The sequence below is a fragment of the Phaeobacter cretensis genome (assembly GCF_047372505.1).
In the GTDB taxonomy this organism is placed as follows: domain Bacteria; phylum Pseudomonadota; class Alphaproteobacteria; order Rhodobacterales; family Rhodobacteraceae; genus Phaeobacter; species Phaeobacter cretensis.
Genome location: NZ_JBKBEU010000001.1, coordinates 2,194,242 through 2,207,961 on the forward strand (window position 1 = coordinate 2,194,242; position 13,720 = coordinate 2,207,961).

The window sequence follows — 13,720 nt, forward strand, 5'->3', positions numbered from 1 at the left end:
AGTATCAGGCGGTGAGTTGAATTCCGTCGATGCCGGTAGCTGCGGTGGTGACAATCTGGCCTTCGATCTGCGGTGTCTTGAACCGGACCTCGGTGAACTGCTCGGTTCGGCCCATGTGCGGGTTTTCCATCAGGATCCGATGAGTTTTTCCGACTTGGGCTTTTAGATGCGCCTGTACCTGCGCCTCGCCCGCGGCCCGCAGGCGGGCGGCACGTTCCTTGATCACGGTGCCACTCACCTGGCTTGGGATCTTGGCCGCTGGGGTGCCATCGCGCTTGGAATAAGGGAACACATGCAGCCAGGTCAGGTTACAGTCTTTCACGAGCTTCAGCGAGTTTTCAAAATGGGCATCACTTTCGGTCGGGAACCCCGCGATAATGTCAGCGCCATAGGTCATCTCGGGACGCAATCGCGAGGCGTCTTCCGTGAAACGGATAGCGTCGTCGCGCAGATGCCGACGCTTCATACGTTTCAGAATCAAATCGTCCCCATGCTGGAGCGACAGGTGCAGATGTGGCATCAGGCGTGGTTCGGTCGCGATGGCCTGCATCAGGTTGTCGTCGACCTCAATCGAATCGATGGAGGAAATCCTGAGCCGGGGCAGATCAGGCACCAGCTTTAGGATGCGCATCACCAAATCGCCCATCTTGGGCGTAGCGGGCAGATCCGCGCCCCAACTGGTGAGATCAACACCGGTCAGCACCACCTCGTTATACCCTTTGTCCACCAATCGCTTGATCTGGTCGACCACGACGCCTGCGGGCACGGAACGCGAGTTGCCACGACCGTACGGGATGATGCAGAAGGTACAGCGGTGATCACAACCGTTTTGGACCTGCACATAGGCGCGGCTGCGGGTGCCGAAACCGTCGATCAGATGGCCGGCGGTTTCGGTCACTGACATGATGTCGTCGACTTGTACCTTCTCCGTCGCGCCGATGAAATTCGGCCCCTTGGCCATCGCCCGCCAGGTGCCTGCCTGCATCTTTTCTGTATTTCCGATGACCTTGTCGACTTCGTCCATTGCGGAAAATGTCGCCGGTTCGGTCTGCGCCGCGCAGCCGGTCACAATGATATTTGCGTCCGGGTTCTCTCGGCGCAGGCGGCGGATTTCCTGGCGTGCCTTGCGGACTGCTTCGGCTGTTACGGCGCAGGTGTTCACCACAACCGCATTTTCAAGCCCGGCCTGCTGGCTAAGCTCTTTCATTGCTTCGGTCTCATAGGCGTTTAGTCGACAGCCAAGTGTGGTGAATTTGGGCGCGTTCATGATCCGAGGCTTTCGAGGAAATTGCGTGTGAAAGTGCCGTCGAACACGTGGCAGGTCGGTCCGGTCATCCAGACGCCGTCGTCACGCCAATTGATCCAGAGTGAGCCGCCATCAAGATCGATTTGAACATTGCGGCCAGTGAGGCCCCGACGAACAGCCGCGACTGCGGTAGCGCAAGAGGAGGAGCCAGAGGCCAGCGTGATGCCAACGCCGCGTTCCCACACACGCATCCGCAAGTGATCAGGCCCGATCAGATGGGCGACCTGCACATTGGTGCGTTCGGGATACAGGGGATGGTGCTCATAGCGAGCACCGAATTCGGCGAGGGGGATCAGCTCGGCATCAGCGACGAAAAAGGTGCAATGCGGATTGCCCATGCCGGTGGCTGTTGGTGTGCCCTCGATAGGCAATTCCAATGTGTCGACATCCTCAGCCAGTGGGATGTCCTGCCAGTCCAGCTGGGGTTGGCCCATATTTACTGCAGTCAGGCCCTTGCCCGCATCTTCGGCCAGCAAAAGACCACGATCCGTTGTGAGACGCAGTGCGCTACGCCCGGTCTGCTGCATCAGGTAACGCGCCACACAACGTGTGGCATTGCCACAGGCGCCAGAGGTTGACCCATCGGCATTATAGAATGTCAGATGTGCGTCTTCAGTGCCGTTGGTGATGACGGCAAGCTGGTCAAAACCTACGCCCATCTGCCGATGCGCAATGCCCGCGGCCATGGGCGGGGTGATCTGCCACGATGCGTCACGCGCGTCCACAACAACGAAGTCGTTGCCGAGGCCGTGCATCTTCATAAAGGGCAAGCGGGTGTCTGATCCTATGGTCATTTCGGGCATATAGACTTCCGTCGAAGATGAATCCACCCTTGCAGCAATAAACTTGAAAAAAGGGCTTGACCGTATTCGCCCTTGCCCCTAGATACGCCGCCTATCGGGACAGTATGACTGGCAAGGTCGCGCTGCTCCGAAGCAAATTAAGTGCTTGATCCTTCTGGATTATGTCCTTAAAGAGCGACCAAGGAACGCCACAATGTTCCTACGAAGAAGTGGGCCGTTAGCTCAGTTGGTAGAGCAACTGACTTTTAATCAGTGGGTCGCAGGTTCGAATCCTGCACGGCTCACCACTTCCTCCATTTGATGTGCGATTTGAGATTCGTCGAGCTGGCTTTTGTCTTGCAATCAAACATCCAAATGCCAATCTCTTTTCAAAACATCCATATTCAAGCAAGCCGGACTATCGGCTGGATGAAGTAACTGACATCACCTAGGATTGGGCTTTTCCGATGCCAAGGTTGCTCCATTGTCTATCGTCCGAAAATTTAGCTGACATTTCTGAGCCTACGTGCCGGGTCGACAGCAATGGTATGATTCCAGCTTTACTTCTCGAAGCAGCATGTCTCGGAGTGCTTCGCTGGCTTTTGTAAAAATGAGGCAGTTGTGTTTGCGTGGTCGCGTTAGCGTGATGGGATTGGTAGGGTGCGCCAATGCTATTTGATGGCAAGCGGTTTGGGTCGCGGGGAACTGCGGATTGCCGATCTGGCCGCGTTTCATCGGAAGGGTCTGCGATGTCAGAACTGCTGTTTGATCTACCTCCCGTTCCTGCGATTCCGCTGGAAGGACGGGACGAAGTCTGGCCGATTGGACGTATCTTCTGCGTTGGTCGAAATTACGCGGCGCACGCCGCGGAAATGGGGGCGGAGGTTGACCGAGAGCAGCCGTTCTACTTTACCAAATCGGCCTGTCATGCGGTGTTGAGCGGTGCAGAGGTGCCTTATCCGCAGGGCACTGAGAATTTTCACCATGAAATGGAGTTGGTTGTGGCGATTGCTGCACCACTTAAAGAGGCTACCGCAACGCAAGCACGCGCCGCGATCTGGGGGTATGGGTGCGCGCTGGATATGACTCGTCGTGATCTGCAGCTGCGCGAGAGACAAAAACAGCGACCGTGGAGTCTTGGCAAGGATCTGGAGAATGGCAGCGTCTTTGCACCGCTCACTGCGGCGGAGGATTGGGGGAAGCCGGAAGATCAACACATTTGGTTGCGGGTTAACGAGAATATCCGCCAGAATGCATCCCTAGCAGAGCTGATCTGGTCGGTAGAAGAGATTCTATGCCATCTGTCGAGATATTATCATCTGCAGCCGGGGGATTTGGTGATGACTGGGACGCCTGCCGGGGTTGGTCCTGTAGTCACAGGAGATCGTATCGAAGGTGGTATCGACGGGTTGGCTCCAGTTCGATTGTCGCTACGTTAGATGCGTTGGTTCGACATGCGGGTTTGCTGGTGAGTTTGAGGTCTAGTCACAACCTATGCGGTATTTAAGTAACCCAATTACCGCTTGTTATACGAAATGTGTAACGTATTTTTGTGCCATAACGGCAGCTGGTCGGAGCATGATCGCGCAGTCATGCGGCCAAGATATATAATATTTGGTTGATAGTTACATATGCACCTAATAGCTGGTGGTGCAGGGGGAAACAACGCGACTGTCAGGTGGTGCAATAGTCACCATCACATGATGCCGCGGATGTATGGCATTTGTTGCATCAGGGCTACCTGAAAGCGATAGATGACAAAAGACTTAAGGTCAGAGGGAGGAAACACATGACCACTCGGAGAACGCTACTAGGGGCGGCGGGTGCCGTCGCAATGATGGCAATGGGCGCCACATCCGCCTTGGCGCAGGATGTTACGCTGAAAATGCACCAGTTCCTGCCAGCGCAGGCCAATGTGCCTAAGCTGATCCTGGATGTCTGGGCCGATAAAGTTGAGGCATCGTCGGATGGGCGGATAAAGATTGACCGCTATCCATCGATGCAACTGGGTGGCAAACCGCCAGAGCTGATGGACCAAGCTATTGATGGTGTGGCTGATATCGTGTGGACGGTTGTTGGTTATACCCCCGGCCGTTACCCATCGACCGAGGTGTTTGAACTGCCCTTCATGATGACCAATGCGCGGGCAGCGTCGCACGCATATTGGGAAATGTTCGATGAGCATATGAAAGACACAGAATTTAAGGATTTGAAAATTCTGGGTACTTGGGTTCATGGGCCTGGAATCATCCACACGACCGACCCTGTTGAAGCACCAGAAGATCTGCGTGGGATGAAGATCCGTGGCGGTGGCCGGTCTGTGAACGGTCTGCTGACGGAATTGGGAGCCACCCCTGTTGGTATGCCGGTTCCGGCTATTCCTGAAGCGATGTCCAAAGGTGTCATCGACGGAACCACCATCCCTTGGGAGGTGACCACTGCACTGAAAGTGCCGGAATTGGTCGAGAACCATACCGAATTCACGGGCCGCGCGCTTTATACGCTGACGTTTGTTCTGGCGATGAACAAGGAAAAGTATGAGAGCCTGCCCGATGATCTGAAAAAAGCCGTGGACGAAAATTCCGGTCTGGAATTCTCGGTTTTTGCTGGTGGCACGATGGCCGATGCGGATGAACCTGCGCGTGAATTCGCGCTGGACGAAGGCAATAATGTCATCACCCTTGATGAAGATCAGACCGCCGTTTGGCGCAAAACGTCGCAGCCGATCTACCAGCAGTGGCTGGATGATATGAAGGCGAAAGGTGTCGATGGCGACGCGCTGCTGGAGCAGGCCACATATCTTATCGATAAATATACCGCTCAGTATCAATAACTGCGCTCAAGACCAGTGGACCTGCGTATCTGAAATTGCGGGTCCACCCACCTGAAAAAGGTAAATTCCATGCATAAGCTGATGATGGGACTGGCCAGATTGATGGCCGTCGCGGGCGGTATTGTCTTATCGCTTTTGATTTTGCTGACCTGTCTATCGATTGTCGGGCGGCTACTGAACGGTTTGCTGCATGGTGCGATCATGCAGGGAATGGCTCCCGACCTGTCGGAATGGCTAATCTCAATCGGCATAGGGCCGATAAATGGCGATTTCGAAGTGGTCGAGGCGGGGGTTGCCTTTGCGATCTTTGCGTTTCTGCCATTGTGCCAGATCACCGCCGGTCATGCCTCGGTTGATCTTGTGACCAACAGTTTTCCGCGCTCTGTAAAACGGTTTCTGCGCATGCTGACAGAGATTGTCTTTGCTGCGGTGCTCGTGCTTATCGCCGCGCGTTTGGGGGCTGGGACCCTCAGTAAGGTGCAGAATGGCGAGACGTCTTTCCTGCTCGAGTTTCCGGTCTGGTGGTCCTATGGCGCCAGCTTGTTTGCGGCTTGCGTCGCAGCACTTGTTGGCACGTATATGGCTGCGGTGCGCACTATCGAATTTTTTACCGGTCGTATCCTTGTCTGGGACGGCGTGGAGGATGAACAGTGACCGCACTTGAAATTGGGATTGCTTCATTTCCCATCCTGATGATCCTGATCTTTCTGCGTGTGCCGATTGGATTGTCGATGTTTTTGGTTGGCCTGGTGGGGCTGATTGTCGTGACAGATGGCACGCAGGTCGCCTTTGGCCGCATGAAGAGTGAGACCTATTCGACCTTCTCATCATATTCGCTGACCATCGTACCGATGTTTCTCCTGATGGGACATTTTGCGACACTGGGCGGTATGTCGACGGCATTGTTTAAAGCAGCGGAGGGGTTTCTGGGCCATAAGAAGGGTGGCGTCGCTATGGCTTCTATTGGGGCCTGTGCCGGGTTTGGTGCAATCTGCGGGTCGTCACTGGCCACAGCCGCCACCATGGGTCGGGTCGCATTGCCAGAGCTACGCAACTATGGCTATGCGGGTGGGTTTTCCACCGCAACATTGGCAGCTGGTGGCACACTAGGCATCTTGATCCCGCCCTCCGTCGTTTTGGTGATCTATGCAATTCTGACCGAGCAGAATATCGCCAAACTGTTTCTAGCGGCCTTTATCCCCGGCATTCTGGCAGCGATTGGCTATGTGATAGCGATCTCTGTCTATGTTCGGGTGTTTCCAGGCAGTGCCGGTACCCGCCCGCCGGTGCCATGGGGCGAACGTTTTTCAGCGTTGCTGCGGGTTTGGCCCGTGCTGTTGGTTTTTGGCTTGGTGGTAGGCGGTATCTACTTGGGCTGGTTCACCCCAACTGAGGGTGCAGCGGTAGGCGCGCTAGGTACTGGGCTGATTGCCTGGCTCAATGGAGGTTTGAATCGCGAGACATTGACCGACAGTTTCATGGTGACTGCGCGATCTACAGCGATGATTTTCTTCATCGTGCTGGGGGCCGGATTTTACAACGGCTTTCTCGCGCTAACCAAGGTTCCGCAGGAGCTTGCTGATTTTGTTGTCAGTCAGGGCCTTAGCCCTTGGATGGTGTTGATCCTGATCCTGACCTTCTATCTGGTGTTTGGCTGTCTGATGGATAGCCTGTCGATGATCCTTCTGACAATTCCGATCTTCTACCCGGTGATTTCCGCAATGGATTTTGGTCTGGTGAACCTGCCTGCTATGCAGGCAGATGCCGCGATGGAAGTATTGAAAGCCGGCATACCCGATGGAATGGGGGCCGAGATGTTGGCCTCGATACAGGAGGCGATTGCTACTGGCGCCGAGCTGACCCGAGAGCAGATGAAAGAGCTGGGCATTCGTGTCACCCAAGGCCTGGTAAACCGAATTGAGACGGAATACGTCGCCATCTGGTTCGGCATTCTGGTTCTTATCGTGGTTGAGGTTGGTCTGATCACACCGCCAGTCGGAATGAACTTGTTTGTTATCAATGCAATGGATCGTAGCACTCGTATGGTAGATACCTATAAGGCGGTGATGTTCTTTGTGGCGTCTGACCTGGTCCGGGTTGTGATCCTTGTGGCCTTTCCGGTTATCACGCTGTTGCCATTGATGCTGATGCGCTGACGGGCAATAGTTTTGAACACAGCGGCCATCTGCTTCGGCGGGTGGCCGTATCCGTTTCTGAGAGTTTAAAAGCCGAGGCCACCAATGACGAACGCCACCCAACCTGATTTTGTGCATGAGATTCGTGTCGGATGGGGCGATTGCGATCCAGCGCGCATTGCCTATACCGGCCATTTGCCGGGCTTCGCTCTGCAGGCGATTGATGCGTGGTGGGAGCACCAGCTGGACGGGGATGGCTGGTATCAGATGGAGCTGGATCGAGGCACTGGCACGCCCTTTGTCCATATGAGCATCGATTTCCGCTCACCGGTGACGCCGCGACATCGGCTGTCCTGTGCGGTCTGGCCTGTTGCGCTGGGGCACAAATCAGTCACGTTTCGCGTCGACGCGAGTCAGGACGGGACATTGTGTTTCGAGGGGAAGTTTGTATGCGTGTTCATCGCGCCTGAAGATTTTACTGCCAAGGCTGCGCCTGCCGACTATCGCGCAGCGATTGAACCCTTAATGCGGCCGGATCTTGTCTGAGCTGGGCAGAGTATGGGCAGGTCGTGCAATCAATCGACCACAGTCAAAGAGGGCCGTGTAGCCAACCGTCGGCAAAGTTAACGCGGTCCAGCCCGGTAAATCGGCACACGCGCTCCAGTTCGGCCTCTAGCCGGTTTTGTCGTGATGCTGGCCATTTGACGCCCTGCTCAGGCCAGAGCCCGGTGACGTTTAGTTTGCCCTCTTGTCGTTGGGCCTTCATGTCGATGCGACCCACCAACCGGTCGCCCTCCATCAGCGGAAATACATAATAGCCATAGCGGCGTTTCGCAGCGGGGGTGAAGACTTCGATCCGGTAGTGAAATCCAAACAGGCCCTCGGCACGCTTGCGATCCCGCACAGCAGGATCAAAGGGGCTTAGTACGCGCATGCGGCCCGGAGGCGGTGGTAGGTCACTGGCGGTTTCGATGACATTTGGCCTAGCATAGACCTTGCGGCTGCGCCCATCAGCCAGTGCAATATCCAACGGAACGATTCGGCCCTCAGCTTCTGCAAGTTTGCACCAGGTTGCAGATTCAGCAGGTGTAGCAGTGGCCCAAAATGCTGCCAGCTCACCAGACGTCGCAAACCCCAATCGGTCGAGAGCGGCATTGCAGAGCCAGTCGACGGTGCTTGATGGGTCTATTGTATTCTGGATTGGCAGTAGCGCGTCGTCGATCACACGCTCGGTCAGGTCATAGCGTTTCTGAAAACCGCTACGCCCAACCACGGTCAGTGCGCCGGATCGCCAGAGATACTCAAGCGCTGTTTTGGATGGGTGCCAATCCCACCAGCCGCCTGAGCCTTTGGTCTCATCTTTACCAACGTCAGACGAGCCAACCGGACCATGGTCTCGGATGTGGTCTAAAACACTCTTGAACTTTGCCTCATAACCGTCGCGATGCCAGTTGCGGTAGCGCTTGCGCAAAACCTCTGCATCACGTTGAAACCTCAGGTGCCACTGAGGATAGAATTCCATCGGCAGCACAGCGGCATCATGTGTCCAATGTTCAAACAGGCTGCGGTCTTTCTCATAAACACGTTTCAGCGCTGCCGGACGATAGCTGGGCCTGCGAGAATAGAGGATCATATCATGGGCACGCGCGACCGTGTTTATGCTGTCTAGTTGAACAAACCCCAATCGGGTGATCAGATCCAGAAGCGCGTCTGCCTTGGCCGAGCCACTGGGTTGTTCCAGCAGGGCGTGACAATCCATAAACAACCGTCGCGCAGCCCGATTGTTCAGTTGTGCAATCGTCATCAGCGTCGTTTCAGCGTATCGCCATAGGTGATGGTTGGGGTCAGGGTCACGTGTTTTTCGATCTCTTGATCGGGATTGTCGAGTTGAGCAGCAATGATCTCGGCAGCCTTGCGACCGATTTCCAGACGGCAGGCATCCATCGTAGCCAATTGCCGGGGCAGGCCCTCAAGAAGTTCGACGCCATTGAAACCGGCTAATCCGATTTGCCCGGGGATGTCGATTTTCTGATCCATCAGGTAGAGCATACCGCCCGCGCCGATCATGTCATTGGAATAGTATAGGAAATCCAGTTCTGGTGAGCGCTCCAGCATCTCCTGCGTCATCTCGCGCCCTTTGGCGAGAGCGGAGCCGCCGGAATAAAATGCGCGGTCCTCAATCTCGACACCCTCTTTGGCGAGCGCTTCAGTAAAGCCTTCGAACCGCTTGCGGGCGCGATGATCGAGCGGCATTTTGGTGCCCATAAACCCGATGTGGCGATAACCGGCCTTGAGAATGGCTCTGGCCATTTCACGCCCCGCACGGCGGTGCGAGATGCCAACCATTGCGTCCACCGGCTTACCATCAGTGTCCATCACCTCCACCACAGGAATGCCGGCGGCATTGAGCATAGCGCGGGCTGCTTCGGTATGTTCTAAACCGGCAATGATCACACCGGAGGGCCGCCAGGACAGCATTTCGTAGAGAACTTTTTCTTCTTTCTCCGGTTGGTAGTCTGTGACACCGACGACCGGTTGCAGATCCGTGTTTTCCAGAACGGAATTGATGCCGGTCAGCACCTCGGGAAACACCATATTGGACAGAGATGGGATAATCACCGCAACCAGATTGACCCGGTTCGATGCGAGTGCACCGGCGATCTTGTTTGGGACATAACCCAGTTCTTTGGCGGCGCTCAGCACCTTTTGCCGCGTCTTTTCCGAAACATCTCCTCGGTTCCGCAATACGCGACTGACGGTCATTTCTGAAACGCCGGTGGCTTCGGATACATCACGAAGGGTGAGAGGGCGCTTGTTGTCCGTTGTCACGTCGATGGCCTCACTTTGTTGTTGTTATTACGTTAGCGCAGACAACGCGCGCTGCACAATGGGGCGCGGCTCTGGCAAAATCCAATTTGTCAGGATTGTTTTGCCACGTTTGGTTTGTTATCGCGTAAATAAGCCGGACCAAAGACGGCCCCGTGGCTCAACTGGATAGAGCAGCCCCCTCCTAAGGGGCAGGTTGCAGGTTCGAATCCTGCCGGGGTCGCCATTTCATTTGATCCACGACTTGTTTCTCCTATTTTACAGCGAGTAGCGCAGGAGTGTTGCGTTTCTGAGTAAGCGTGTCCCATTTTCGGCTACCCCTACCAGCAATTTGACCACTCGTTCACGGTGAGCAGCGCGTTTAGCGCTCTTCGTCAGAAAGGTTCATATGCCCAGCCATCGCCGCGATTTGGTGAGCCGTCGCGTTGCTTTCAGCCCAATAGATGCAGATGGCTTTGGGTAGGCCAGGAAGGCGTGAAACTATCCCAGCTTCGCATGCTGCGTCGCTAAACTCATTCCGCAGGCTTGTGGTCTCGATGGGCTTACCGACATCGGCAAGAATAAAGGCGCGAGCAATATTTGGGGCGCGATTGCTAGCGAACTCGAAGCTCGGCCGTAGGCGCACACCGCGAGCCCAATCTTGGGTCAGCCTGTGGGCTAGCGCCTTACGAAGCAAGTCATCTGTATGAGTTCACAAATCAAAAGGATGAAGCGAAAAGAAATTTCGGGCCCTACAGTTTGACAAAAGTGATATTTATAGTTCATTTGTCTGAAGTCTTAGCCCAAGCCGACATCCCTTGGAGTCATGAAGATGAATGAAACAGAAAGCACGTTGAAGATCGTGCACCATGGCAGTGCTTCCATCGCATATGACGTACTCGGGCCCCCCTCAACTAACGCGCCGACACTGTGTCTTATCGCTTCTACAGGGCGAGGGCCGACGGACTTTGGTCATCTTGCTGAACACCTAACAAAACAGGGGATTCGTGTTGTCCTGCCTTGGCCTCGTGGAGTTGGTCAAAGTGAAGGCGACCTTGAAACCGTCGATTTCCACGACTTCGCGGGCGATGCAGCGGCTGCACTTGCAGCAGAGGCTGGCCCCGGCGGAGCCTTCGTTGCGGGGCACGCATATGGGTGTTGGATTGCAAGAACAATGGCGGCAGACAAGCCAGATCTGGTAGATGGTGTTGTCTTATTGGCAGCCGCGGCAGGAAGCTGGCCAGCGGAACTTTCCCAGGCAATCAACATCGCTATGACCCCAGATGCGCCTGAGGAAGATCGCATAGAAGCGCTACAGCTTGCATTTTTTCATGAAGAACATGATGCGCGCCCGTGGCTTAACGGATGGTACCCCGAACTTGCTAGGGTCCAACGCGCGGCTCGGACACGGACCGATCATGACAGCTGGTGGCATTGTGGGACCGCTCCGATCCTTGATCTGGTTGGATTGCAGGATCCGTTTCGCACACCGCAGGATATCAATTTCTATGTGAAAGAACTGGGACCACGCGTGACACTGCACACGATTGATGGTGCCAGCCATGCGCTTCCGGATGAGAGGTCAAAAGAGGTCGCAGATATTGTTTCACAGTGGATCAAGACGTGTCTTACCGCTAGGTTGAGCAGGTAAAGAAGTCTACAAAAATCTAATTTAAGCTATACATATAGCTTAATGTCATTTATGACACAATCCCGACAGGCTGCCAAAAAGCGAACAGCACATTGGCATGCTTGCCCAAGCGGGAGAAGTGATGTGATTTCAAACTCGAACGGGGTCCAAGGCGGGCAAGTTTATTTCGAAATGGCTGATGGAGTTGCCATTCTTCGTATAGAAAACCCACCGGTAAACGCTGGGTCATATGCTGTGCGCCAAGGGTTAGTAGGCGCCATTGCAAAGGCTACTGAACACCAAGCATCCGGTGCAATCATCTTGGGCGTTGGCAAATGCTTTGTGGCGGGATCGGACCTTCGTGAATTTGGGCAACCTTTGAAAACGCCTGAGTTGCCCGATGTGATCCGTGCTATCGAAGACGCACCCTTCCCGGTGGTTGCCGCGTTGCATGGAGTGGCGTTGGGTGGAGGGTTAGAGCTCGCGCTAGGCTGTGACTATCGCATCGCCGCGCTGAATACAAAGGTCGGGCTGCCCGAGGTTTCGCTTGGATTTGTGCCGGGCGCTGGCGGAACGCAGCGCTTGCCGCGTTTGGTTGGGATCGCCAAAGCCGTCGATCTGATTTGTGCGGCGTCGCGAATTTCGACGAGACACGCACAGGAGATCGGGCTGATTGACGCCGTGTCTGACGGTGACATTTTGACGGATGCATTGGCCTTCCTGAAATCGCAAACGCGATCTAAACGGCTTGCGATTTCACAGCCAGTGCCCGCCGATGCCGAGGGCGCGATTGACGCAGCCACTGCCAAGGCCATAAAGCGCGGCAAAGGCCGTCCAAATGTCACGGAAGCGATCCGTTTGGTTAAGGCTGCAACTGGCGACGCAGTGCAGACGCTTGCTGACGAACGCGCCGTATTCCAAGAAATGCGCCTAAGCGAGGATGCATTTGCTTTGCGCCATCTTTTCTTTGCCGAACGCAGCGCTGCAACAGTCGATGACGTCGATCCGAAATTAGCGGGTGACGTGACCACTGTTGGCGTGATCGGCGGCGGAACCATGGGACAAGGGATTGCGCGCGCCTGTCTAAACGCTGGCCTAAAAGTAACCGTTGTTGAGCAAAACGACGAAGCACTTGCCAAATCAACAAGCGCCATCGCGCAGAACTTCACAGCTCAAGTCGAACGCGGCAAGCGCAGCGTTGAACAGGTCAACGCTTTGCTCAACGCCTTGACGGGTGCCCTAGAGCTGGAAAAGGTTGCTAAATGCGATCTGGTCATAGAAGCGGTATTCGAAGACCTGGACGTCAAAATCGAGCTGCTTGCAAAGCTTGAGACCGTTTTGGCCAAAAACGCGATCATCGCGACCAATACGTCGTACCTCAATATCAACGAAATGGTGCGGCAGCTTTCGCGGCCTGAGCGCGTGATTGGATTGCATTTCTTTAGCCCTGCCGACGTCATGAAACTACTGGAAATTGTTCGTACGGATCGGACTTCAGACGCGGTTCTTGCAACGGGTCTAAAACTTGCCAGAAGGCTTGGCAAACAACCCGTTGTCGCTGGTGTTGGTGAGGGCTTCATCGGAAATCGGATTTACGCGGCCTATCGGCGCCGAGCCGAGCTGCTGGTTTTGGACGGTGCAACACCGCAGGACGTTGATGCAGCGATCACACAGTTTGGTTTCGCCATGGGGCCGTTCGCCGTGTCTGACATGTCTGGTCTGGATATAGCTTGGGCGATGCGTAAGCGGAAGGCGTCTGAGCGCAGTCCGGAAGCGCGCTATGTGACCATCCCTGACAGCCTGTGCGAAGCCGGACGATTGGGCCGAAAAACCGGCAAAGGTTGGTACGACTACAGCAATAAAACCCCAGAGCCCGACCCAGTAGTTGAAGCTATCATCGCTGAGGCGCGAACCGAAGCCGGGATTGCCCCACAGACCTACGATACTGAGACCATCCAGCGACAGCTTCTTGCCGCGATGATCAATGAAGCCGCGCTTTTGCTGAGTGAAGGCATTGCCAAGCATCCTTCAGACGTCGATGTGACCCTAACGAATGGATATGGCTTCCCACGATGGCGTGGCGGGCCAATCTATTGGGCAGCCACACAGGATCGGGCTAAGGTTAGAGCCGACATTGCCGATCTTGAAATCGCCATTGGCCAAGGTTTTCGAACCGGTCCCTTAGATGAAACTCTCGACCAAATTGATACGCCACAAAAGGTTTAAACT

Annotated in this window: 11 protein-coding genes and 2 tRNA genes; 9 read left to right on the forward strand and 4 right to left on the reverse strand. The window is 55.1% G+C overall.

What is annotated here, in order from left to right; translation table 11 throughout:
- Positions 1-4: 4 nt before the first annotated feature.
- Together mtaB and dapF are read right to left on the reverse strand one after the other, a co-directional pair.
- Positions 5-1,267, reverse strand: a complete 1,263-nt coding sequence (mtaB, locus tag ACEWZM_RS10510; RefSeq protein ID WP_414006380.1) for a tRNA (N(6)-L-threonylcarbamoyladenosine(37)-C(2))-methylthiotransferase MtaB — start codon at positions 1,265-1,267, stop codon at positions 5-7.
- Positions 1,264-2,109 (reverse strand): diaminopimelate epimerase, encoded by an 846-nt coding sequence (gene dapF, locus ACEWZM_RS10515; RefSeq protein WP_414006381.1) that lies wholly within the window; start codon positions 2,107-2,109, stop codon positions 1,264-1,266. The genes mtaB and dapF overlap by 4 nt, the downstream gene beginning before the upstream one ends.
- A gap of 211 nt (positions 2,110-2,320) precedes the next feature.
- Between dapF and ACEWZM_RS10520 the strand changes: the two genes are divergently transcribed.
- The 6 genes from ACEWZM_RS10520 to ACEWZM_RS10545 all read left to right on the forward strand — a co-directional run bounded on the left by ACEWZM_RS10520 (position 2,321) and on the right by ACEWZM_RS10545 (position 7,602).
- Positions 2,321-2,396 (forward strand) — tRNA-Lys (locus ACEWZM_RS10520).
- Between the two features lie 441 nt (positions 2,397-2,837).
- Positions 2,838-3,527: a fumarylacetoacetate hydrolase family protein gene (locus ACEWZM_RS10525; RefSeq protein WP_414006382.1), complete on the forward strand. Its 690-nt coding sequence runs from the start codon at positions 2,838-2,840 to the stop codon at positions 3,525-3,527.
- A 350-nt stretch (positions 3,528-3,877) separates the two neighbouring features.
- Positions 3,878-4,921, forward strand: coding sequence for a TRAP transporter substrate-binding protein (locus ACEWZM_RS10530; RefSeq protein ID WP_414006383.1), 1,044 nt, complete (start codon positions 3,878-3,880; stop codon positions 4,919-4,921).
- Between the two features lie 69 nt (positions 4,922-4,990).
- Entirely contained in the window at positions 4,991-5,575 is a 585-nt protein-coding gene (locus ACEWZM_RS10535; RefSeq protein WP_414006384.1) for a TRAP transporter small permease, read from the forward strand.
- Positions 5,572-7,077 carry a TRAP transporter large permease gene (locus ACEWZM_RS10540; RefSeq protein ID WP_414006385.1) on the forward strand — a complete coding sequence of 502 codons (1,506 nt, stop codon included), beginning with the start codon at positions 5,572-5,574 and terminating at the stop codon, positions 7,075-7,077. The genes ACEWZM_RS10535 and ACEWZM_RS10540 overlap by 4 nt, the downstream gene beginning before the upstream one ends.
- An 84-nt stretch (positions 7,078-7,161) precedes the next feature.
- On the forward strand, positions 7,162-7,602 hold the full coding sequence (locus tag ACEWZM_RS10545) for an acyl-CoA thioesterase (protein WP_414006386.1): 441 nt from the start codon (positions 7,162-7,164) through the stop codon (positions 7,600-7,602).
- Between the two features lie 43 nt (positions 7,603-7,645).
- On the opposite strand, the gene ACEWZM_RS10550 is transcribed toward ACEWZM_RS10545, so the two are convergent.
- Complete coding sequence (locus tag ACEWZM_RS10550) at positions 7,646-8,860, reverse strand: winged helix-turn-helix domain-containing protein (RefSeq protein WP_414006387.1); 1,215 nt, start codon at positions 8,858-8,860, stop codon at positions 7,646-7,648.
- Complete coding sequence (locus ACEWZM_RS10555) at positions 8,860-9,885, reverse strand: LacI family DNA-binding transcriptional regulator (RefSeq protein ID WP_414006388.1); 1,026 nt, start codon at positions 9,883-9,885, stop codon at positions 8,860-8,862. Before ACEWZM_RS10555 ends, ACEWZM_RS10550 begins: the two co-directional genes overlap by 1 nt.
- Before the next feature lie 146 nt (positions 9,886-10,031).
- Between ACEWZM_RS10555 and ACEWZM_RS10560 the strand changes: the two genes are divergently transcribed.
- From ACEWZM_RS10560 to ACEWZM_RS10570, 3 genes are all read left to right on the forward strand, one after another.
- Positions 10,032-10,108 (forward strand) — tRNA-Arg (locus tag ACEWZM_RS10560).
- Positions 10,109-10,693: 585 nt separating this feature from the next.
- Positions 10,694-11,512, forward strand: a complete 819-nt coding sequence (locus ACEWZM_RS10565) for an alpha/beta fold hydrolase (RefSeq protein WP_414006389.1) — start codon at positions 10,694-10,696, stop codon at positions 11,510-11,512.
- Between the two features lie 123 nt (positions 11,513-11,635).
- Complete coding sequence (locus ACEWZM_RS10570; RefSeq protein ID WP_414006390.1) at positions 11,636-13,717, forward strand: 3-hydroxyacyl-CoA dehydrogenase NAD-binding domain-containing protein; 2,082 nt, start codon at positions 11,636-11,638, stop codon at positions 13,715-13,717.
- The last annotated feature ends 3 nt before the right edge of the window (positions 13,718-13,720 follow it).